Consider the following 20,470-nt stretch of genomic DNA (forward strand, 5'->3'; position numbering starts at 1 on the left):
CCATGGCTGAAATGTCCTACCAAGATCGCCGAAGCAAGCTGAAGAACTACTTCGACCGGACCGCAGTCGATGCGTGGGCTAAGCTCACCTCCGATGCGCCGGTGAGTGGTATTCGGGCGACGGTCCGCGCAGGTAGAGACCAAACCCGTCAACGTATTTTGAACCGCCTGCCCGAAGACTTAACCGGTAAGCGGATTCTGGATGCCGGTTGCGGTACAGGCGCATTGGCATTAGAAATGGCTAAGCGCGGAGCAAATGTGGTTGCAGTCGATTTATCACCCAAGTTAGTCGAGTTAGCACAAGAGCGCATTCCTGCAGAAGAGCGGCAGAACATTGCCTTTCACTCGGGGGATATGCTGGATGAGGCCTTCGGGGAATTTGACTACGTTGTGGGTATGGATTCGATGATTCATTACCAGTCAGAAGATATGCTGAATGTGCTGGAGCGTTTGGCTGAGCGCACCCACCAAAAGATCATTTTTACCTTCGCACCCAGCTCTGCTTTGCTAGAAATCATGATTCGAGTAGGGCGCCTTTTTCCCCGCAGAGATCGTGCGCCCTTTATTGAGCCGGTGAGCGAGCAAAAATTACGCGATCTAGTTGGTCGGTCCAAGCTGCTGCACAGTTGGCGCGTGAGCTTTACCTTGCGTATTTCCAGTGGCTTTTACCAATCGCAAATCATGGAGCTACGTCGTTTCTCATGATGCAATTTTTTAAAACGGCTAAAGCATGGACGCGGATTAATCCGCGCTTCTTGCCATTTGCGGACGTCGCTACAGCCGACTTGCCGCTGAGCCGTTTATTGCGTTTGTCCCTATTCCAAGTCACCGTGGGTATGGCAGCAACCTTACTCATTGGCACCCTCAATCGCGTGATGATTGTGGAGATGGGCATGAGCGCATGGATGGTGGCTTTGATGGTTGCCTTGCCTCTCATCTTTGCGCCGTTTCGGGCCCTGATTGGTTATCGCTCGGATACCCACCGCTCGATATTAGGTTGGAAACGCGTACCGTATATTTGGATTGGGACTTGGTTGCAATTTGGTGGCTTGGCCATCATGCCCTTTGCACTAATCTTGCTCTCAGGTGATTCCAATTGGCCAGCTTGGTTTAGTTACATTGCCAGCGCAGTAGCCTTCCTGCTCGTTGGTGCTGGAATGCAGACAACCCAAACTGCAGGATTGGCTTTGGCAACCGACTTAGCAGAGCCAAAAAATCGCCCACGCGTGGTAGCCATGATGTATGTGATGCTGCTGGTTGGTATGGTGGTGAGCGGCATCGTATTTAGTTTGTTACTGAAGCCATTTACGCAAGTGCAATTGGTGCAAGTGATTCAAGGGGCGGCCTCGGTCACCTTACTGCTGAACCTAATTGCTTTGTGGAAGCAAGAGGTGCGCCAGCCCCACAAAACTCACCCCAGCATTGAGCGGCCTCCATTTTCAGAGTCGTGGAAAACCTTTATGGCGATGCCACAGGTCAAGCGTTTCCTCATCATGTTGGGCTTGGGGACGATTGCATTTAGCATGCAAGACGTCATTTTAGAGCCCTATGGCGGCGAGATTTTAGGCTTAAGTGTGTCAGCAACGAGTTTGTTGACCGCATTAATTTCAGGTGGTTCGCTGCTCGCCTTTGTTTTGTCGGCACGCTGGCTAGTCAAAGGTATCAACGCGTACCGAATCGCATCGATTGGCTTATTGATCGGTTTACTTGCATTTACATCCGTGATTTTTTCAGAACCCCTCAACTCCGCTACTTTATTTCGGGTCGGCGCTTTTTTAATTGGATTTAGTGGCGGATTATTTGCGGTGAGTACGCTCACAATTGCCATGAGCATCGAACAAGAAAACATGACCGGCATGGTGATTGGTGCTTGGGGCGCGGTAACTGCCACCTGTTCCGGTATTGGCATGTCGATTGGCGGCGTGATTCGCGATGGCGTTTCTACCTTGGCTACCAGCGGTGCGATTGGGCCGGTATTAAATGGCGCAGGTACGGGTTATAGCGTGGTGTATCACATTGAGATTTATTTGTTGTTTGCAACATTAGTGGCATTAGGGCCTTTGGTGGCAAGTCGCCATCAGCGCTCTGTTTCAGGCATCAAAAAGTTTGGTTTAGCTGATTTTCCAGGCTAGTTAATTTTGTAAAGGAGTAGAAAATGGGAACCGGAGCAATAACGCAGTACATCGATGTAGCGCAAATCGCTTTTTATATCTTTTTGCTTTTTTTCATTGGCCTTGTAATTTACTTGACCCTCGAAAGCAAGCGGGAAGGCTTTCCGCTGGAGACTGAGCGTTTTGGTCAAGTGCGCCGTGAAGAGGGCATCTTAGGTATGCCGCGGCCAGTGACGTATAAAACCGAATTCGGCAAAACGTACACTGCTCCATTGCCGACACCGCCTGAGGTGGAGCGTATTGCCGCCGAACCATCGCATCCCTGGAATGGCGCTCCCATGCAGCCAACGGGTAATCCTATGCTGGCGGGAGTAGGGCCAGGCTCGTATGCACAGCGCGCCGATCATGTCGACTATGACTTGGAGGGCCATGCCCGCATTCGTCCACTGCGTTTATTGCCAGCATTTGCTTTATCAGCCAAAGACCGCAATCCCATTGGCATGGAAGTGGTTGGTGCTGATGGGAACGTCGCTGGTGTCGTTGCGGATGCCTGGATCGATCACATGGAAGTGACCATTCGTTACTTGGAAGTGAAGTTGGGCAGTGGCAATACCGTATTGTTGCCAATCAACTTCTGCCGCATTGGCAAGCACGATATTGCTGTGAAGTCGATTCTATCGACGCAGTTTGCCCATGTACCAACCACCAAGCACCCCGAGCAAATTACCTTGCTTGAAGAAGAGAAGGTCATGGCCTATTACGGCGGCGGCACTTTGTACGCAACACCTGAGCGTCAGGAGCCCCTTGTATGAACCCCAATCTGCATTCAAGTCCGGAGCATGAGTTTGAGGCTCAGCTGGGTTTACCCGAGAAATTGCCAAAAGGAGAATCGATCCTTTGGCAAGGCGCCCCTGACTTTAAGGCAGTTGCATTACGGGTTTTTCATATGCGGGCGCTGTTCATTTACTTTGGCATTTTGCTGGCCTACCGCTTGTTCTCGGGTATCTACGATGGCGACTCCATTGCCAGCTTAGGGATGTCGATGCTGTGGATGACGCTCTTATCGGCAACGTGTTTGGGGTTGGTTGCTTATTTTGCCCATTTAATCTGCTCAACCACCCTATATACGCTGACGGATCGCCGCATTGTGATGCGCATTGGCATTGTGCTTAATATGACCTTCAATCTGCCCCTGAAGAAAATTCAGAGTGCGGGTTTAAATGTAGGTCAGCATGGCGTCGGCGATATTCCATTGAAGCTGGATGAACATAACAAGATTGCAGTATTTCACTTATGGCCGCACGCCAAACCCGGTGCTTGGGCTAATCCAGAGCCCATGTTGCGTTGCATCCCAGATAGCCAGAAGGTAGCTAGCTTATTATCCGATGCATGGGCTAAAGCCAATCAAGTGGATTTGGCCGAGCAGACTGTGCGCGCAGCAAAGACCGATGCCCCCGTGTATGCTGATGTTCAGAGCGGTCATTCGGGGCTAAACGGAGAAATTAAAGCAGCATGAATACAGCACAGCCCTCCCATCGCGGTATGCGCATCCCCAAATCACTGGCACTCATTGCAGTGGGTGGTTTAGCAGCCTTGATTTTGTTTGTGGCCGATTTCGTCGACTCCGGTAAGTTGACCCGCGAGACCGATGCGCAAGCGGTGATTACCAAGCAATTGCGCTTTGAAGATCGCAGCGATGGCTCGATTGCGGTAATTTCAGCAACCGATGGCCGCGTAGTAAAGGTCATTGAGGGCGAGGCTGGGTTTGTGCGGGGAATCTTGCGGGCCATGGCACGCGAGCGGCGCATTAAAGAAGTCAATCAAGCCATTCCATTTGAGTTAATTGCGCGGGCCGATGGCCGGCTAACGCTACTAGACCCTGCAACCGGTAATCGCATTGATTTAGAGTCATTTGGCAAAGACAATGTGATTGAGTTTGCAGTATTACTTAAGCCACAAGGGGTGCAGTAATGGACAAAGAGATTGTCGATTGTCAAATTCAGCTATCGAATACCGCTGAATTTTTGTACGCCCATGCGGAACTGAAAGGGGTTGAGATTGGTCCTGGCGATCAGGTCTTGATTCATGACCCGCTTACGCACATTGAATTCGGTCAGCAAATGGAATTTACGCGTAAAGCCACGATTTCGAGAGCGGGTTTATTCAGTCGTTTGTGGACCTATTGCACGGCACGCCTGGAGCTCACTATGTTGTATGAAGTGAGTTTTTCCACAACGCGCTTTTCGCATACCAAAAAGTACCCTAGGCAAAAGCCAGCGCAGCAGCAGGTAGACAACACAACCGCAATGAATCTGAATTTAGGAAAGAGGGTAGAAGTATGACCACCGCAACCATGCACGCCAACACAATTAGTGAGTCAACCGATCGTGCTTTAGAGAACACGATGTTAAGTCCGCGTTTTTATACGACCGACTTTAAAGAAATGGATAGCTTTGATATCGACTCGGTGCGTCCTGAGTGGAATCGCCTTATGAATGAGTTTGATCGGGACATTAATCAAACGCACTTTCAGCGTCCAGATGACATGGTGAAGGACTATTCGCAATTGCCAGAGGGCTTGTACCAAGAGTTTCTGGATTTTCTAATTAGCTCGATTACCTCCGAGTTCTCCGGCTGCGTGCTGTATGCCGAAATCAAAAAGCGCATCAAGAATCCCGATTTAAAAGATCTGTTTTCGTATATGGCTAGAGATGAAAGCCGCCATGCCGGCTTTATTAACCAGTGGCTAAAAGATTTTGGTATCGGTGTCGATTTGGGATTCTTGGCGCGTGAGAAAAAATACACCTTCTTTAAGCCTAAATTTATTTTTTACGCAACCTACTTGTCAGAGAAGATTGGTTACGCACGCTACATCACCATCTTCCGCATCATTGAAAAACATCCAGAGCTGCGATTCCATCCGATCTTTACCTGGTTTGAGAAGTGGTGCAATGACGAGTTCCGCCATGGCGAAGCATTTGCGCTCATGATGCGCGCCAATCCCTATTTGCTCGAAGGTCGGAATAAGTTGTGGATTCGGTTCTTCTTGATTGCGGTCTATGCGACCATGTATGTGCGCGATCACTCGAGGCCTGAGTTCCACGCTGCCTTAGGTGTATCGGTGGCTGAATATGATCGTAAAGTGCTGCAGATCACTTCGGATATTTCAAAGCAGGTATTTCCATTTACGATTAATTTAGACGATGATCGCTTGTGGGCTGGCTTTAATCGCTTGCGGGAAATCTCCGATGAAGTTGAAGCAGCCAAAGTACAGGGCGGTCTGTTCTCTTACGTGAAGCGCGGCTACTTAGCAGCCAATGCTGCATTGGTATTTGCGCGCATCTATATGCTCCCCGTCGTGCCAAACGAATTGCCTGCCGACATTCGCATGGCTCCAGCATGGTAATTCTGGATTAGAGGTTCTTAGCGTAATGTCAGCATGGATCGTTCCACTCGCGTTTGCCATTTTAGTTTGGTGGTTTAGCACGGGCGTGATTCTGTGGCTCGATGGTTTTTCTAAAAAATTCTTCCGGCCCATCTTCTTTGCATCGTGCGTACTGTTGTTCTTTGCGTTTTGGGGCATCAGCATTTCCAGTACGCAAGATACGGTGCTGGGGGCTTACTGCGCATTCACCTGCGCCATCTTGATTTGGGGTTGGCAAGAATTGGCTTTCTTGCTGGGCTACATTACCGGCTCACGCCGTGTACTCTGTCCAGCGGATGCGAAGGGTTGGCAGCGCGCCTGGTACGCATTTCAAACCATCAATCACCATGAACTCGCTTTGCTCGTACTAGGCATTGTGTTAGCCGTATTGCATGTCGACGCCGTTAATACGACGGGTCTGTGGGCTTTCGTGATTTTGTGGGTAATGCGCCAAAGTGCCAAAATTAATATCTTTCTGGGCGTGCTCAATTTAAATGAACGCTTCTTGCCAGACCACCTCAAGTATTTGCAGACGTACTTTCGCCGCCGTCCGATGAATTACCTGATGCCGTTTTCGGTTGTGCTGGCGGTTATTGTGGTGACGCCGTTATGGATCGATATTTTTACGGCGACGGAGAGTGCATTTGCTCTTACGTCCAAAACCTTGCTTGCGACCCTCTTGTCGCTGGGCATTTTGGAGCACATTTTGCTGGTCTTGCCGTTTTCGAGCGAAGGCTTGTGGAAATGGGGATTTCGGGAGGGGCGCTAAAGCCCTTTTTTAAGGATTCCTGCACTTTGCAGTAATCTAATGGTAAACCCGTAGGATAGGGTAACTCCCAAGCCCTAAACGGGTAAATAGTGTCAAATTTATTTGACAGTCTGATATGTAAATGTAAAAATTATTTACATGAATATGCCTCAGATCAGTGCTGTCGCAACGCTGCTCAAACCCATTACGTGGTTTCCGCCGATGTGGGCGTTTGCTTGCGGTGCGATCTCATCTGGATATTCCATTACTGCCAATTGGCAGATCATGTTGATTGGATTATTACTCACAGGCCCCCTGGTCTGTGCATCCAGCCAAGCCACCAACGATTGGTTTGATCGCCATGTCGACGCGATTAACGAACCGAACCGACCCATTCCATCGGGACGCATTCCAGGTCATTGGGGTTTATACATTGCCATCGCGTGGTCACTCTTGTCATTACTCATCGCTAGTGCCTTGGGTCACTGGGGATTTATTGCAACGATGGTGGCACTGGTTTTAGCGTGGGCCTACAGCATGCCACCAGTACGATTAAAACAAAACGGTTGGTGGGGAAACTTAGCGTGCGGATTAAGTTACGAAGGCTTGGCGTGGATTACAGGCGCTGCACTACTTGCCGGCGGTATGGCGCCGAGCATGCCCTCATTGACCTTTGCGATTTTGTATAGCCTCAGCGCCCACGGCATCATGACACTCAATGACTTTAAGGCGATCGAGGGCGATCGCAGAATGGGCGTGCGCTCCTTACCAGTCCAGCTCGGTGTCGATCGCGCAGCGCGCTTAGCGTGTTGGGTCATGATCGTGCCACAAGTGATTGTTCTCATCTTGCTCTTGTATTGGGATCGCAGTAACTACGCACTGGCGATTGCTGGCTTAATCGTATGTCAGCTGGTGTTGATGCGGAAATTTTTATCGGATCCCGTGCGCTACGCACTGTTCTATAGCGGCTTTGGTGTGCCACTCTTAGTGAGCGGCATGATGGTTTCCGCATTTGCCATACACGCATTCGGGGCACGCTAATGAGCATCGCACTCACTCCGACATTTATCCGTACGAGCGGTTTTGGCTGGCTCGATATCGTGCGTTTGGGTTTGGTCCAAACCGCCATTGGCGGGATTGTGGTGATGACCACATCGACCCTCAATCGCATCATGGTGGTGGAATTGGCGCTACCTGCGATTCTTCCCGGTTTGCTGGTGGCCTTTCATTACTTCATTCAAGTCATACGTCCCCGTATGGGGCACGCTTCTGACAGCGGAGCCAAGAAGACCCCTTGGATTATTGGCGGTATATGCGTGTTGGCCCTGGGCGGATTTGGGGCAGCGCTTTCCACCGCTCTGATGGCAAGCTACTTGATTCTCGGGATTGCGTGCGCTGCATTGGCTTTTTTCCTGATTGGTATTGGCGTCAGCATTAGCGGCACTTCGCTGCTGGCACTGCTTGCCAAGGGTGTCAACGATGAGCGCCGCGCAGCAGCAGCAACCATCGTGTGGCTGATGATGATATTTGGGTTTGCGTTCACCAGCATCATGGCCGGTAAGTTTTTGGATCCCTATGAGCCTTACAAAGTAGTCGTGATCTCGGGAATCATTTCAACGATTGCAGTATTGGTAACCATCGCCGCCCTCTATCGATTGGAAACCCCTGAATTACAAAATAGCCCTGTGCACGCAGAACGTAAAACACCGTTCCGTCAGGCATTGGCCGAAGTGTGGGCGGACGGGGATGCCCGTCGCTTCTCGATCTTTATCTTTATCTCCATGTTTGCGTTTAGCTCGCAAGATTTAATCTTGGAACCATTTGCAGGCATCGTCTTTGGCTATACCTTAGGGCAAACGACCAGTCTCTCAGGCGTGCAGCACTCGGGCGTACTGATGGGCATGCTACTCGTGGCGATTTGCGGTTCGAGTCGATTGCGCGCCTACTGCGGCTCTTTACGTCTATGGATGATTTATGGCTGCGTGGCTTCCGGTATCGCAATGCTGGGCCTGGCGATTGGCAGCATGGTTGGGCCTGAGTGGCCACTGCGTTTTAACGTCTTTCTATTAGGCCTTGCTAATGGTGCATTTTCGATTGCCGCAATTGCCTCGATGATGCGCTTGGCGGTTGCTGGCGGCGCTGGAAAAGAGGGTGTTCGCATTGGTCTTTGGGGCGGCGCGCAAGCGATTGCCTTTGGTGTGGGTGGACTCCTTGGCGCCGCAGCCAGCGATATCGCTAGAGCTTTGATGGAGAGTCAATCCGTTGCCTACGCCAGTGTATTCAGTATTGAGTCGGGATTATTTATCGCATCAGCTTATTTAGCTTCGAAAGTGGAGAAGTGATTATGCAAACAAACCAACATTCCGTTGTGTATGACGTCGTCGTAGTCGGCGGCGGTCCAGCGGGCGCTACTGCGGCAGAGACGCTCGCTAAAAAAGGCAAGAAAGTATTGTTGCTAGATCGACGGGGACGCATCAAGCCTTGCGGGGGCGCAATACCACCACGCCTCATTAAAGATTTTGCGATTCCCGATGAACTGCTCGTTGCTAAGTCCACTTCAGCGCGCATGATTTCCCCAGCGGGTAAGAAAGTCGACATTCAAATTGAGAATGGCTTTGTCGGTATGGTTGATCGTTCGGAATTTGATGAATGGTTACGCAATCGCGCAGTTCAACATGGCGCAGAGCGACGCGATGGCATTTTTGAGAAGTTAACGCGGGAAGGTGACTTGGCACGCATTCACTTTAAGGTGCGCGATAACAAGTCCACGGTAGAAGGCGCAATGGATAGCATCCTGGCAAGGGCGGTGATTGGTGCCGATGGCGCTAAATCGCAAGTGGGCCGCAGTGCCGGCGTGAAGGGATGTGCTGAAGCCAATTACGTCTTTGCCTACCATGAGATTGTGAAAACACCAGCAGTGAAGCCCGAGTCGTACAACCCGGATCGCTGCGATGTGTTTTACCAAAAACCGTTATCCCCTGATTTTTATGGCTGGGTATTTCCCCACGGCGATACTTTAAGTATCGGCACGGGCAGCGCGGATAAAGGTTTCTCACTGCGCCATGCGGTTGGCAAGCTCCGTAAAGAAATTGGCCTGGAAAATGCCGAGCTGGTTCGCCACGAGGGCGCGCCCTTGCCAATGAAGCCCCTTAAAAAATGGGATGACGGCAAGCAGGTGGTACTCGCCGGCGATGCCGCTGGAGTCGTCGCTCCGGCATCAGGCGAAGGTATTTATTACGCCATGCTCGGCGGTCAATTGGCCGGTGAGTCGGTGATGGAATTTTTAGAGAGCAAGAACCCAGCATGCTTGCAACTCGCTCGTAAGCGTTTCATGAAAGAGCACCGCTTGACCTTCATCGTGCTGGGCATCATGCAGTATTTTTGGTACACCACCAATAAACGCCGTGAGAGCTTTGTGAAGATGTGCGAAGACAAGGATGTGCAAAAGCTGACCTTCGAGTCATACATGCATAAAAAGCTGGTGCGCAAGAAGCCTCTGGCCCACGTCAAGATTTTCTTTAAAGACATGGGCCACCTTCTCGGGATTGCCAAAGCCTAAAAAATGAGTACTACCGACTTCCTTCTTCAAAAGCATGTGCTCGCTGCTGCGGCCTGGGTTTTGGTCGTAGCGATTGCGGGCGGGCTTGCGACTGAAGTAGGGGCTTGGTACAAAGCTTTGGTACAGCCACCATGGAAACCACCCGACTGGGCTTTTGGAGTGGTGTGGACCTGCATCTTTATTGCGTCGGCGTTTGCCTGGCTCGAGTTTTGGAGTCGCGGCCCGAGCACCAATCAAAAATCCATCGTGATTGTTTTGTTCCTCTTGAACGGTGCTTTCAATATTTTGTGGAGTGTCTTGTATTTCAAGCTGCACCGTCCTGATTGGTCGATGATCGAAGCATTCTTTTTATGGGGATCGGTCGCTGCCATTATTGTGGCGATGATTCCGGTATCGAGCGTAGCGGCGTGGTTGATGGTGCCGTACTTGGTGTGGGTCTCGATTGCGATGGCCCTCAATTGGGAAACGATTCGCCTCAATGGACCGTTTGCTTAAGCGGATATCACCATGAAACTACTCAACCTAGGCGTAAACCACCACACCGCACCGATTGATATTCGGGAGAGTGTGGCCGTAGCGCCTGAGGTTTTGCGCGATGCCTTGCTGGATTTACGGGCCTATCTCAAAGGTACCAATGCAGCGAGCTCGCCTGAGGTGGCGATTTTGTCGACCTGCAATCGCATGGAAATCTATTGCGCTGCCAATGATTTGGATTACACCGACAATCACCTAGAAGCCAAAGCGATTGATTGGCTCGTGGCGCAAAAAAACATGCACCACCATGAACTCAAGCCCTATATTTACTCTGCCAAAGAGAATATGGCAGTAAAGCATGCCTTCCGAGTGGGCTGCGGCCTGGATTCGATGGTGCTGGGTGAAACCCAAATTCTGGGGCAGATGAAACAAGCGGTGCAGCACGCCGATGAGGTAGGCACCCTAGGTTCTTATTTAAAGCCGTTATTCAATAAGACCTTCTCGATTGCCAAAGCGGTTCGGGGCAATACGAAAATTGGTAGCCAGTCGGTATCCATGGCGAGCGCCGCGGTGCGCTTAAGTGAACGTATTTTTGGCGATATTGCCAATAGCAAAGTACTCTTTATCGGCGCCGGTGAGATGATCTCCTTGTGCGCCAATCATTTTGCAACCCGCAAGCCCAAGCAAATTACGATTTCCAATCGCACCCTCGATAAGGGCCATGAATTAGCTGCTGTGTTTACGCAGCAAGGCATCGCTACCGAGGTATTTGCTTTGCAGGACCTGCCAAGCCAATTACATCAGTTTGATATTGTTGTTTCCTGTACTGCCAGCTCCTTACCCATCATCGGTATGGGCATGATTAAAACCGCATTGAAGGCGCGTAATCGCCGGCCAATGGTCTTAATTGATTTAGCGGTGCCGCGCGATGTGGAGCCAGAAATTAAATCGATTCGCGACATTTACTTGTATTCCGTAGATGATTTGGGTGAGGTAGTGCAAGCCGGGCAAGACAGCCGCTTGCAAGCCGTATCCGAAGCAGAGTCGATTATTGATCAGGGCGTGAGTGAGTTTTATGAATCCCTGGAGCGCCGTACCGTTGTGCCGATTATTCAGTCTTTGCAAGAATCAACCGAGCAGTTTAAGCAAATTGAATTGGAAAAAGCCCGCCGGCGTTTGGCCAAGGGCGATGATCCGATGGATGTGATGGCGACGATGGCGCAGGCCTTAGCGAATAAGTTAATGCATGCGCCAATTCATGCCTTAAAAACATCCCCCGCCAATGAATTGAATGATTTCAAAAAAATTATCGCCAGTATGTATGGCCAAAAATAGGACAGTGAGGTCGCTATGCTCAAAGTAACCAATCTTTTAGAGACCATTGGATCCCCGCAGGATCTTAGAGACTGCGATCCAGGTCAACTGCCGCAGCTCGCGCATGATTTACGGGAATACATCTTAAAGTCGGTTGCTAAAACGGGTGGACACCTGTCATCCAATTTAGGCACGGTAGAACTTAGCTTAGCACTGCACTATGTACTCAATACCCCAGAAGATCGGATTATTTGGGATGTGGGTCATCAGAGTTACGCGCACAAGATATTGACCGGTCGCCGCGAGGGCATGGCCAGTTTGCGCCAGTTCAATGGCATTTCGGGATTTCCACGGCGTTCTGAAAGTGAGTTTGATGCCTTTGGTACCGCGCATTCGTCGACTAGTATTTCAGCGGCATTGGGCATGGCGGTTGCGGCTAAGACTAAAGGCGAAGATCGTACAGTAGTGGCGGTGATTGGCGATGGCTCCATGAGTGCAGGCATGGCCTTTGAAGCGATGAATAACGCTGGCGTGCGCAAAGATGTGCCGCTGATCGTGATTCTGAATGACAACGAGATGTCGATTTCACCTGCGGTGGGCGCGCTCAATCGTTACTTTGCAAAACTGATTAGTAGTTCAGCTTATGCCGTCACCAAGCGCGGCCTGGATCGCGTCCTGTCGTATGCACCGCCGCTGCGGGAGTTTGCTAAGCGGCTCGAAGGGCATGCCAAAGGCATGGTTGGGCCAGCTACCATCTTTGAAGAATTTGGTTTTGACTACTACGGCCCGATTGATGGGCATGACATTCATGCTCTCGTTGCTACGCTCGAGAATATTAATAAGCTGGCTAAAACCGAAGGCCCGCAGTTCTTACACATTGTCACCAAAAAGGGCAAAGGCTACGATCGCGCTGAGGCCGATCCGATTGCTTACCATGGCCCCAGCCCGTTTAATATTGAAGCCGGAATACAGCCCAGTAAGCCGTCCAAACAAACCTTCACTCAGGTATTTGGTAAGTGGTTGTGCGATATGGCGGCAGCCGATGAGCGCTTGATTGGCATTACGCCGGCAATGCGCGAAGGCTCTGGCCTAGTGGAATTTGAGCGCCGCTTTCCAGAGCGTTACCACGATGTCGGTATTGCCGAGCAACATGCCGTAACGTTTGCTGCCGGTATTGCCTGTGATGGATTAAAACCCGTTGTCGCGATTTACTCCACCTTCTTACAACGCGGCTACGATCAGTTGGTGCACGATGTAGCCTTGCAAAATCTACCCGTAGTCTTTGCGATTGATCGGGCCGGTATGGTCGGTGCGGATGGCGCCACGCATGCCGGTGCATTTGATATTGCTTATTTACGCTGTTTACCCAATATGCTGGTGATGACACCGGCCAATGCACGCGAGTGCCGTGACATGCTCACGACGGGCTTTACCTTCGATGGCCCATCGGCGATTCGCTATCCCCGCGGCAGTGGCCAGGGCCCCGATGCAGGAACATCACTTGAGGCGATGGCAATCGGTAAAGGTCAGGTAGAGCGGAGCATTCAAGGTAACCCTGCTAAGCGCATTGCATTCATCTGCTTTGGGCCGATGCTCTATACCGCCATGGAAGTGGCCGAGGCAATCGATGCTACGGTGGTCAATATGCGCTTTGTAAAGCCGCTCGATGAGGAATTACTCAAATCCATTGCATCCAGCCACGATGGCATCGTGTTTGTCGAAGACAGCTGTGTGATGGGTGGCGCTGGTAGTGCCTGTCTAGAGTATTTAGCAGAGCAGGACATTCAAGTATCGGCCTTGCAGATTGGTTTGCCCGATCAATTTACCGAGCACGGCGATATTCCTTCGCTGATGGAGCTGTATGGCATCTCAGCTAAGCAGATTGAAGCTCGGGTGCGCACCCGTTTTGCGATTGAGGCATGCACGACAGCGCCGTAAATCAAGTCGCACCCTATCGGGATTTATGCACTGACTGCGGCGTATCGCGCAGCAGTGATCCCAAGCGCTGCGGCTCTGCCTGTCAGTTTATTCAGCCGGACTATCCCAGCTTCGAAACCGCAGTGCATGGTCGCCCGCGCAATCTGATTGAATCCGATGAGGTCTTTTTCGGGCCTTACCTCAGCATGGCGCGGGCGCAGATGAAAGAGCCTCTAGCGGGAGCGCAGTGGACCGGCATCATCACGCGCATTGGTGAGTTGCTGCTTGAAAAAGGGATTGTGGATGCCGTGGTGACGGTAACAGGTGATTCCCAGGACCGCTGGAAACCCGTGCCCATTATTGTGACCAAGGCAGCCGATATGGCCCAGTGCCGCGGTATGCGCATGGGCTACGCACCCGTAGTGCAGTACCTCGAACTAGCCAAACAAGCCGGTCACAAAAAAGTAGCGATGATTGGCATTCCGTGTCAGGTGTATGCAGCGCGCGCATTGGAGCAGGAGCTGGGTTTTGAACAACTCCTGATTGTGGGCTCACCCTGTTCAGACAATACGACGACTGAACACTTCCATCACTTTTTAAGTTTGTTGAGCAAAGATCCCGATAGCATTACTTACTTGGAATTTCGGGCGGACTACAAAGTCGAATTGCGTTTTAAAAATGGCACGAAACAAGAGATCCCCTTTCTGAATTTGCCCTTATCCGATTTACCCAGCGATTTTTTTCCGCTGACGTGCAAGACCTGCGTGGATTACGTCAATGCCTTATCGGATATCACGGTGGGCTATATGGCCGGTACCGGAGCGCAGTGGGTGATTGTGCGCAATCCGCGCGGACAAGCTGTGCTGGATTTGATCGCTCCTGAATTAATACTCGAGCCAGTCACTACTGCGGGTAAACGCATCTCGGCAGTGCAAGGTTTCATGAAAAACGTCAAATTAGCCGCTGGAGGCTTACCCGTTAACCGCATGCCCAATTTTTTGCGTCCGATCATGGCCTGGGTCATGCCCCGATTTGGTCCTCGTGGACTGGAATTTGCTAAAGCCCGTGTTGAGATGAAGGGTATAGAGTCGGTTTTGCACTTGCGGCAAATGGCGCCCCACAAAATCAAGAACATGGTTCCCAATCACGTTTGGGCAATTACAGATAAGTATGGGTTAAGCCCTGAATCGACTGAAAAAATAAAGTAAGGCATAGCAGATAAGTGGGGGCAAAGCAGCTTAGATGGTGAATGGTATTTTTTTGTAATGTGAAAGCCGACCTACAGGTAATCCCCTAGTGGTATTGGAGACCGTGCGAGAAAGAAAAAAACCATTTATAACGTAAGTTCATTTACTTACCTGGACCTCTTATTTGCCTTCGATTTCATTTACGTATATTTAATATTTCCTCGTAAAAATGATCTGGTGGGACCATTTAACCGAATAACATGAACCTTCTAAGGTTAGTTGATTTAGCGCGCGAGAAATTGGTTATCAAAACCAAGCCGGTATCTAGTGCGCCCGATGCAATCAATAACAGCCAGCGCAATGCATGGGCCGATTGCTTGACCAATGATGCGCCGATTGATGGGGGTGCGAACACCCCAATTGAATCGCATCCCTTATCGAAGGCATGTACCCCGGAAGAGTATTTAAGTTCTTTGGTGAAAACAATTGAAGGCAATATCCTGCCGCACATTGTGGAGCATCACTTAAAGGCCGATCGATTAGAAAACGGCCAACTCAATGTGCCAGCGCATCCCAGTATTGACAGTGCGCACATTGATCAGCTTTTAATCTTACTTTTGCAAGACGACGCCACCCCTTCAGCAAACTACGTTAAAGAATTGTTTGCGAATGGCATTGAGCTGGAAGAGATTTACCTGAACTTACTCACGCCAGTGGCGCGCAAGCTCGGCGAACAATGGGAAAGTGACGAAGCGGACTTTACGCAAGTCACGGTAGCGCTGTGGCGCATTAAGCAATTAATGTATGACCTGAGCCCCGTTTTTCAGGAGTACGCCGAGTACAAGCAACAAGGCAAGAGCGTGATGTTAGTCCCTTTGCCTGGTTCGCAGCACACCTTAGGCCTCTTTATGGTGTCCGAGTTTTTTGCGCGCGCAGGCTGGCGCGTGTGGGGTGAGCTTGCCGCAACTGAAGCCGATATTTTGCGCATGGCCAAGACGCAGTGGTTTGATGTGATTGGTTTATCCGCCAGCGTGCGCGAGCAATTTCCGGATCTCAAACGCATGATCATGGAAGTGCGATCGGTATCGCTCAACCCCCATGTCGGCATCATGATTGGTAGCCCGGTGTTTAATCAAAACCCCGAATTGGTTGAGGATTTGGGCGCGGATATGGTTGGAGTGGATGCCGTAGACGCCTTAGAAAAAGCCACCTTTCATGTGGAGCAGCATAAAAAGTAAAGGCGCGCTTTGTCGGCGGTGGGGTGATCGGTGTATTCTGCTAGGCAGACATTCACCGATCCTAATCCCATTGCATGGCCAAACCCCTTACGCTCGAAAAAATACTCTTTAGCCAAGGCTTTGGTACTCGCCGCTATTGCAGTGATTTGGTGTATGCCGATTTAGTCGAGGTCAACGGCGTCCTTGCCGATGATCCTGAAATCAAAATGGACCCAGAAGGCCTGGTGCTACGGGTTGAAGGCATGGATTGGGTTTATCACGAAAAAGCCTATATCGCGTTTAATAAGCCTGCTAATTACGAATGCTCCCATAAGACCAAGCATCACCCGAGTGTCTATAGCCTCTTACCAAGACCCTTAATTGAACGAGCAGTGCAGTGCGTTGGGCGCCTGGATCAAGACACGACCGGTTTATTACTACTCTCGGACGATGGGCAATTTATTCACCGCATGACCACCCCCAAGAAGAACATAGGCAAGGTCTATGAGATCACTGCAGCCGAGCCAATTACCCAAAAGCAAATCGACCATTTACTGAATGGCGTTGTCTTAGATGATGATCCCAGCCCCTGTTTTGCCAAGGCATGCGTTTTGATGGATGAGCGGCGCTTGGCAATGACGATTGTGGAAGGGCGCTACCATCAGGTTAAGCGCATGCTCGCCGCAGTCGGTAATCACGTTGCCGCTCTACATCGTTCCTCAATCGGAAATTACGGCATGCCAGCGGATTTGAAAGAGGGTCAATGGCGCTGGATTGATCCCCATGAAATGGCATTGCTGGCACAGCCGATCGAATAAGCTGTGGCGGCAAACCTGATGCCTTAGATTGCCGAATTATTAAGTTTGTATTTACTAACTTAATTCATTATTTCCACCCAAAAGGAACGCTCGTTGGCATGGCGGAATGAAGCTAGAATGAGAGCCCTGCCAAGAAAAGGCAGGGCGCTATCAGGAGAATGAATGAAAATGTTCAAAAAATCCCAATCTATTAAGTTCTTGCAGCCCACCATGGAGTCCTTCGAGACCATAGTAGGGCCAGCAACCGAGGTGCATGGCAGATTAGTTGCTAATGAGAGTCTGCGAATCGACGGGCGCGTCATTGGCAATATCGAAGCGCGCCAGGGCAAAAGCGTCAGTATTGCGCTAGGTAAAACGGGCGTAGTTCAGGGTGATATTTTTGCATTTCGAGTGCTGGTTGCTGGGCGCGTAGAGGGTAATATTTACGCTACCGAGCGCGTCGAATTGCATGAAGGTGCAGAAGTACGAGGGGATATTACGTATGGCCAGCTGGGAATTGAACACGGCGCTAAGTTAAATGGCTTGATGATTTCCACAAACGGCGAAAGTCCACAGGGATCTACTGACTCCGCAGCAATCTTTCAAGCAAATTGGAGCAAAATAAAAAGTAGCTAAAGCGCGCTGGATACGCCATTGCTTTATTTGCGCCACATTAAGAATAGGTAGCCATGGGATTATTTGATTTAGTAAAAGGCAGGCCCTCGTTCATGGGTCAATTGCAATTTGATATGAACGTCTTCCAATTTTATGGCGAGCGATTTAAATACGATAGCTTCCAACACTTTTGGCATGCAACTATCCCAAAGGCGGATGGAGGAGAGGCGCGTTTAGTTGACCAGCTCTACGCGTGCGAGGTTGAATTTCCCAAAGACGATTTTCTGCATGCTCAGTTAGCGCAGGTGTGCTTAGATATCGAAAAGCATTGGTTTAATACCTACGGAATCAGTCCTGAGTCACAGAGCCTTTTTTTAAATATTAGCGCGCAAGCACGTCAAGCATACGAAGAATCAATTGCATCAGAGCCGGCAGAACAAGCGGAACCAAACCCAGAGCTACGGGTAGAGGGCTGCAATGCGTCTTTTAAAAAATACGAGCAAGGCCTCGCAGAACTCGGCTTACCTGCATTTGATGACGCAATAAAAATGCATTATTTTATGAGTGATATTAATGAAAATTTATCTGCTTCATTTAAGTACAGCGGTAGCGTGCTTAAGGTATTAGAACAAGATTCCTATATGCAGGATGACGATGTGAGCTGGGGGCGCTGGACTCTGTTTAGAGATACCACTGGCTATACCGATATTTGGATTGTGCGAATTGAAGGGGGTAGGGCTGAGGTGGTGAAAATGGTTTCCAAGGTCGATGCCGATACGTATAGTTTGGATGAGGCTCCCAGAGGAATCCAATTCGACACAGAAATTTTCAAAGCAATCGATAAGACCCGAATTACTGCATTTGATAATTCAGAATTTAATGATCCCCCGCCACCGTATTTCCAAATGCTGTCGATGATGCAGGCGATAGCAGCTAAATCCGATAGCGGTTCATAAATAAAAAATGCCCCATTACTGGGGCATTTTGATGAAGGCTTTAAACCAATTACTCGGTGTCGCTAGAGTCCATATTCTGATAACTTGGGGTGCTGGATGGCGAGTAGCTTGTGGATGACACAACGGAGTCGATCACCCTGAGCTCACCACTTAGCTTCGCCCCTTTTTCAACGCTCATTTCAGCGTATTGGGTGAGGCCAGTAATTTTTGCGCTGGAGCGAACATTCAGGTGATTAGTTACGTGAAGACCTTGGGTCACTTCGCCTCTAACTTCGACTATTTCCGCATTGATTCGCCCATTCACAATACCCGAGGTGTCTACTAAAACCTCTTTTGTATTGAGCTCACCTTCGACTAGTCCGGCAACGACAGCCATTTCTGGCACCTCAAATGTACCTTTAACAATGACGCCTTCGCCAACAAAAAGAGATCCTTTTGGATTGTTATCCGCCATATTAAATATCCTGAAGTATTAAATGTGAAACCATAATATATCAATATCGTCAGAAGATAAAAAGGGTATTTGTGCCCGTTGCCCTAAATTAGGGCGTCATTTTTTTGTTGTAGTGGGGGTCGACAGCTCTGAAAACTGATCTTTCAGATTTTTTAGCTCACCAATCTTGCTTTCGATGAGCGGAATTTGTTTTTGAAGGGCCTCCAGATTTTTACGGTAATGGATCTCAATCTCATCCATTTCCTTACGGGTAATCACCCCCCCCATTTCTTTGGTCATTTCGGGGCTAAATCGAATGGCCACCCGAAAACCAAGAAAATGAATGCCGATCCCAAATATTAGAAAGACGCTTATCGATAAAAAGGCGATTTTTACTAAAGTTCTTCCCGTTATCTTGATTTGCTTCATGGTCGAAGTGGACCCTGAAATCCAAATAAGCTGCATTTTGCTGTTAATCCTGTGTAGTTAAGGGTTATCCCTTGAATGAACCTATTTTACCAGTTGACATGGATTTTTTTTAAGCGGTGCGTCCGCCGAATAAAGTTCCTGCAAAGCGGCCTAATTTGCTAATATTCATCTTTATAAATAATAGTGACAAAAGTAAGTATTACTGTGACCCATATTATTGCGGTGCAGTAAATATCAGGATAAGAGGCATGTCGCCAGTAAAAAACACCCCAATGCCAGATATTCTTGGATCCGCACTAAAGGCGGCTAGGGAGTCACGCCGGTATGAACGTAATGAGTTAGCAAGCTTATGCTGTTTATCCGCCAAAATGATCACCGAGTTGGAAGAAGGGGGGATGAGTTCCTTCTACAGCTATCCGCTAAAAATCAATGCGGCCAAACGCGTTGGTACGCTGCTAAATCTTGCGGAATCGTATTACCTCAATTACCCACGCGCAGCTATTGTGACAACGGAAGAGAATGAAGAAGCTTCCTTAGCGAGTGGGATTAAAAATGAGCGTAATGGCAGCGTATCCTCTAAAAAGACCCCTCTGTCTGCGCAAGACAGTGTATCGACGACTGATGCCGTTGATTCTGCAATCACAGAGCGATTGGAGTGGCAGGAGCTGTTGACAGAAAAAGTGGGCGGGGATTTAGCGGAGGCAAATAGTCGGGGTGGATTTCGCTTTCCAGTGAAGTCGATCGCCTTTCTTTCCCTTGGGGTTGTAATTGCGGGAGTCGTATTCAGCTTGAACTCAAAATACGATATCGCATATCAAGTTGCTGCACTGCTTGATCGAGAGCCAAAGCCACACGAAATGCTTCCCGTAGAGCCACCAAAGGTAGCTAGCGATGAGGCGAAGACCGAGGTGCAAAATCCGCCTGCCGAAGCAAGTCAAGAAGTCAAACCCCCTGAGGCGACTGCGGTGGCTGCCAGCCAGTGCCCCTATAAGCAGGATGCGCAGTTGCTCAGCTACCAATCCCCAAACCCAACGAAGCTTGGTGATGTTGTTAATCTGAAAACACTGATTAAGCAGACATTCTGTTTTATCGATGGTAGCGGTAAACAACTTGTAATTGCTTTAGAGGCAAATACTGCTCATGCTTTTAAGGGCGTAGCGCCTTTTACGGTTCTTGGTCAAGATTTAGACAGTGTTGAAATGTTTTATCAGGGCTGGCGAGTACGGCTGCCAAACGTAGGGTCGAAGCAAGTGAAGTTAGTCGAGGTTAATTTATAGTGCGCTATCGTGC

General features: G+C 49.7%; 22 protein-coding genes. 20 read left to right on the forward strand and 2 right to left on the reverse strand.

Annotated elements, in window-relative coordinates; all coding sequences use genetic code 11:
* Positions 1-2: 2 nt before the first annotated feature.
* The 19 genes from bchM to AOC34_RS02155 all read left to right on the forward strand — a co-directional run bounded on the left by bchM (position 3) and on the right by AOC34_RS02155 (position 18,318).
* Complete coding sequence (bchM, locus tag AOC34_RS02065; protein ID WP_108468545.1) at positions 3-704, forward strand: magnesium protoporphyrin IX methyltransferase; 702 nt, start codon at positions 3-5, stop codon at positions 702-704.
* Complete coding sequence (locus AOC34_RS02070) at positions 701-2,131, forward strand: BCD family MFS transporter (protein WP_108468546.1); 1,431 nt, start codon at positions 701-703, stop codon at positions 2,129-2,131. Before bchM ends, AOC34_RS02070 begins: the two co-directional genes overlap by 4 nt.
* A gap of 23 nt (positions 2,132-2,154) precedes the next feature.
* Positions 2,155-2,922, forward strand: coding sequence for a photosynthetic reaction center subunit H (gene puhA, locus AOC34_RS02075; RefSeq protein ID WP_108468547.1), 768 nt, complete (start codon positions 2,155-2,157; stop codon positions 2,920-2,922).
* Positions 2,919-3,626, forward strand: a complete 708-nt coding sequence (gene puhB / locus AOC34_RS02080; RefSeq protein ID WP_108468548.1) for a photosynthetic complex putative assembly protein PuhB — start codon at positions 2,919-2,921, stop codon at positions 3,624-3,626. The genes puhA and puhB overlap by 4 nt, the downstream gene beginning before the upstream one ends.
* Positions 3,623-4,081: a photosynthetic complex assembly protein PuhC gene (puhC, locus tag AOC34_RS02085; protein ID WP_234408132.1), complete on the forward strand. Its 459-nt coding sequence runs from the start codon at positions 3,623-3,625 to the stop codon at positions 4,079-4,081. The genes puhB and puhC overlap by 4 nt, the downstream gene beginning before the upstream one ends.
* Positions 4,081-4,452: a hypothetical protein gene (locus AOC34_RS02090; RefSeq protein ID WP_108468549.1), complete on the forward strand. Its 372-nt coding sequence runs from the start codon at positions 4,081-4,083 to the stop codon at positions 4,450-4,452. Before puhC ends, AOC34_RS02090 begins: the two co-directional genes overlap by 1 nt.
* Positions 4,449-5,516, forward strand: coding sequence for a magnesium-protoporphyrin IX monomethyl ester (oxidative) cyclase (acsF, locus tag AOC34_RS02095; protein WP_108468550.1), 1,068 nt, complete (start codon positions 4,449-4,451; stop codon positions 5,514-5,516). Before AOC34_RS02090 ends, acsF begins: the two co-directional genes overlap by 4 nt.
* Before the next feature lie 25 nt (positions 5,517-5,541).
* Complete coding sequence (gene puhE, locus AOC34_RS02100) at positions 5,542-6,303, forward strand: putative photosynthetic complex assembly protein PuhE (RefSeq protein WP_159074781.1); 762 nt, start codon at positions 5,542-5,544, stop codon at positions 6,301-6,303.
* A 138-nt stretch (positions 6,304-6,441) separates the two neighbouring features.
* On the forward strand, positions 6,442-7,323 hold the full coding sequence (gene chlG, locus AOC34_RS02105; RefSeq protein WP_108468552.1) for a chlorophyll synthase ChlG: 882 nt from the start codon (positions 6,442-6,444) through the stop codon (positions 7,321-7,323).
* The gene (locus tag AOC34_RS02110; RefSeq protein ID WP_234408133.1) at positions 7,323-8,624 is read left to right on the forward strand and encodes a BCD family MFS transporter; all 1,302 of its coding nucleotides are present in this window, start codon (positions 7,323-7,325) and stop codon (positions 8,622-8,624) included. The genes chlG and AOC34_RS02110 overlap by 1 nt, the downstream gene beginning before the upstream one ends.
* A gap of 2 nt (positions 8,625-8,626) precedes the next feature.
* Positions 8,627-9,841, forward strand: coding sequence for a geranylgeranyl diphosphate reductase (locus tag AOC34_RS02115; RefSeq protein WP_108468553.1), 1,215 nt, complete (start codon positions 8,627-8,629; stop codon positions 9,839-9,841).
* A 3-nt stretch (positions 9,842-9,844) separates the two neighbouring features.
* Positions 9,845-10,336, forward strand: coding sequence for a TspO/MBR family protein (locus tag AOC34_RS02120; protein WP_108468554.1), 492 nt, complete (start codon positions 9,845-9,847; stop codon positions 10,334-10,336).
* Between the two features lie 12 nt (positions 10,337-10,348).
* On the forward strand, positions 10,349-11,650 hold the full coding sequence (gene hemA / locus AOC34_RS02125) for a glutamyl-tRNA reductase (protein WP_108468555.1): 1,302 nt from the start codon (positions 10,349-10,351) through the stop codon (positions 11,648-11,650).
* Between the two features lie 15 nt (positions 11,651-11,665).
* On the forward strand, positions 11,666-13,567 hold the full coding sequence (gene dxs / locus AOC34_RS02130) for a 1-deoxy-D-xylulose-5-phosphate synthase (protein ID WP_108468556.1): 1,902 nt from the start codon (positions 11,666-11,668) through the stop codon (positions 13,565-13,567).
* The gene (locus AOC34_RS02135) at positions 13,549-14,754 is read left to right on the forward strand and encodes a Coenzyme F420 hydrogenase/dehydrogenase, beta subunit C-terminal domain (protein ID WP_108468557.1); all 1,206 of its coding nucleotides are present in this window, start codon (positions 13,549-13,551) and stop codon (positions 14,752-14,754) included. Before dxs ends, AOC34_RS02135 begins: the two co-directional genes overlap by 19 nt.
* Positions 14,755-14,993: 239 nt before the next feature.
* Entirely contained in the window at positions 14,994-15,971 is a 978-nt protein-coding gene (locus AOC34_RS02140) for a cobalamin B12-binding domain-containing protein (RefSeq protein WP_108468558.1), read from the forward strand.
* Between the two features lie 74 nt (positions 15,972-16,045).
* Positions 16,046-16,768: a pseudouridine synthase gene (locus tag AOC34_RS02145; RefSeq protein WP_108468559.1), complete on the forward strand. Its 723-nt coding sequence runs from the start codon at positions 16,046-16,048 to the stop codon at positions 16,766-16,768.
* Positions 16,769-16,930: 162 nt separating this feature from the next.
* The gene (locus AOC34_RS02150; protein WP_108468560.1) at positions 16,931-17,383 is read left to right on the forward strand and encodes a bactofilin family protein; all 453 of its coding nucleotides are present in this window, start codon (positions 16,931-16,933) and stop codon (positions 17,381-17,383) included.
* Positions 17,384-17,496: 113 nt separating this feature from the next.
* Positions 17,497-18,318, forward strand: coding sequence for a hypothetical protein (locus AOC34_RS02155; protein WP_159074782.1), 822 nt, complete (start codon positions 17,497-17,499; stop codon positions 18,316-18,318).
* Positions 18,319-18,367: 49 nt separating this feature from the next.
* On the opposite strand, the gene AOC34_RS02160 is transcribed toward AOC34_RS02155, so the two are convergent.
* Both AOC34_RS02160 and AOC34_RS02165 read right to left on the reverse strand, forming a co-directional pair.
* The gene (locus AOC34_RS02160; protein ID WP_108468562.1) at positions 18,368-18,772 is read right to left on the reverse strand and encodes a bactofilin family protein; all 405 of its coding nucleotides are present in this window, start codon (positions 18,770-18,772) and stop codon (positions 18,368-18,370) included.
* A gap of 96 nt (positions 18,773-18,868) precedes the next feature.
* Positions 18,869-19,180, reverse strand: coding sequence for a hypothetical protein (locus AOC34_RS02165; RefSeq protein WP_108468563.1), 312 nt, complete (start codon positions 19,178-19,180; stop codon positions 18,869-18,871).
* 248 nt (positions 19,181-19,428) lie between these two features.
* Between AOC34_RS02165 and AOC34_RS02170 the strand changes: the two genes are divergently transcribed.
* Positions 19,429-20,457 carry a helix-turn-helix domain-containing protein gene (locus tag AOC34_RS02170; RefSeq protein WP_108468564.1) on the forward strand — a complete coding sequence of 343 codons (1,029 nt, stop codon included), beginning with the start codon at positions 19,429-19,431 and terminating at the stop codon, positions 20,455-20,457.
* Positions 20,458-20,470 lie beyond the last annotated feature (13 nt).

Origin of the sequence: Polynucleobacter difficilis, assembly GCF_003065365.1 — a bacterium.
Classification (GTDB): domain Bacteria; phylum Pseudomonadota; class Gammaproteobacteria; order Burkholderiales; family Burkholderiaceae; genus Polynucleobacter; species Polynucleobacter difficilis.

Coding starts and splice junctions, on each gene's coding strand:
- bchM (WP_108468545.1), top strand. CDS start 3: ATGGCTGAAATGTCCTACCAAGATCGCCGAAGCAAGCTGAAGAACTAC.
- AOC34_RS02070 (WP_108468546.1), top strand. CDS start 701: ATGATGCAATTTTTTAAAACGGCTAAAGCATGGACGCGGATTAATCCG.
- puhA (WP_108468547.1), top strand. CDS start 2,155: ATGGGAACCGGAGCAATAACGCAGTACATCGATGTAGCGCAAATCGCT.
- puhB (WP_108468548.1), top strand. CDS start 2,919: ATGAACCCCAATCTGCATTCAAGTCCGGAGCATGAGTTTGAGGCTCAG.
- puhC (WP_234408132.1), top strand. CDS start 3,623: ATGAATACAGCACAGCCCTCCCATCGCGGTATGCGCATCCCCAAATCA.
- AOC34_RS02090 (WP_108468549.1), top strand. CDS start 4,081: ATGGACAAAGAGATTGTCGATTGTCAAATTCAGCTATCGAATACCGCT.
- acsF (WP_108468550.1), top strand. CDS start 4,449: ATGACCACCGCAACCATGCACGCCAACACAATTAGTGAGTCAACCGAT.
- puhE (WP_159074781.1), top strand. CDS start 5,542: ATGTCAGCATGGATCGTTCCACTCGCGTTTGCCATTTTAGTTTGGTGG.
- chlG (WP_108468552.1), top strand. CDS start 6,442: ATGAATATGCCTCAGATCAGTGCTGTCGCAACGCTGCTCAAACCCATT.
- AOC34_RS02110 (WP_234408133.1), top strand. CDS start 7,323: ATGAGCATCGCACTCACTCCGACATTTATCCGTACGAGCGGTTTTGGC.
- AOC34_RS02115 (WP_108468553.1), top strand. CDS start 8,627: ATGCAAACAAACCAACATTCCGTTGTGTATGACGTCGTCGTAGTCGGC.
- AOC34_RS02120 (WP_108468554.1), top strand. CDS start 9,845: ATGAGTACTACCGACTTCCTTCTTCAAAAGCATGTGCTCGCTGCTGCG.
- hemA (WP_108468555.1), top strand. CDS start 10,349: ATGAAACTACTCAACCTAGGCGTAAACCACCACACCGCACCGATTGAT.
- dxs (WP_108468556.1), top strand. CDS start 11,666: ATGCTCAAAGTAACCAATCTTTTAGAGACCATTGGATCCCCGCAGGAT.
- AOC34_RS02135 (WP_108468557.1), top strand. CDS start 13,549: ATGCACGACAGCGCCGTAAATCAAGTCGCACCCTATCGGGATTTATGC.
- AOC34_RS02140 (WP_108468558.1), top strand. CDS start 14,994: ATGAACCTTCTAAGGTTAGTTGATTTAGCGCGCGAGAAATTGGTTATC.
- AOC34_RS02145 (WP_108468559.1), top strand. CDS start 16,046: ATGGCCAAACCCCTTACGCTCGAAAAAATACTCTTTAGCCAAGGCTTT.
- AOC34_RS02150 (WP_108468560.1), top strand. CDS start 16,931: ATGAAAATGTTCAAAAAATCCCAATCTATTAAGTTCTTGCAGCCCACC.
- AOC34_RS02155 (WP_159074782.1), top strand. CDS start 17,497: ATGAACGTCTTCCAATTTTATGGCGAGCGATTTAAATACGATAGCTTC.
- AOC34_RS02160 (WP_108468562.1), bottom strand. CDS start 18,772: ATGGCGGATAACAATCCAAAAGGATCTCTTTTTGTTGGCGAAGGCGTC.
- AOC34_RS02165 (WP_108468563.1), bottom strand. CDS start 19,180: ATGAAGCAAATCAAGATAACGGGAAGAACTTTAGTAAAAATCGCCTTT.
- AOC34_RS02170 (WP_108468564.1), top strand. CDS start 19,429: ATGTCGCCAGTAAAAAACACCCCAATGCCAGATATTCTTGGATCCGCA.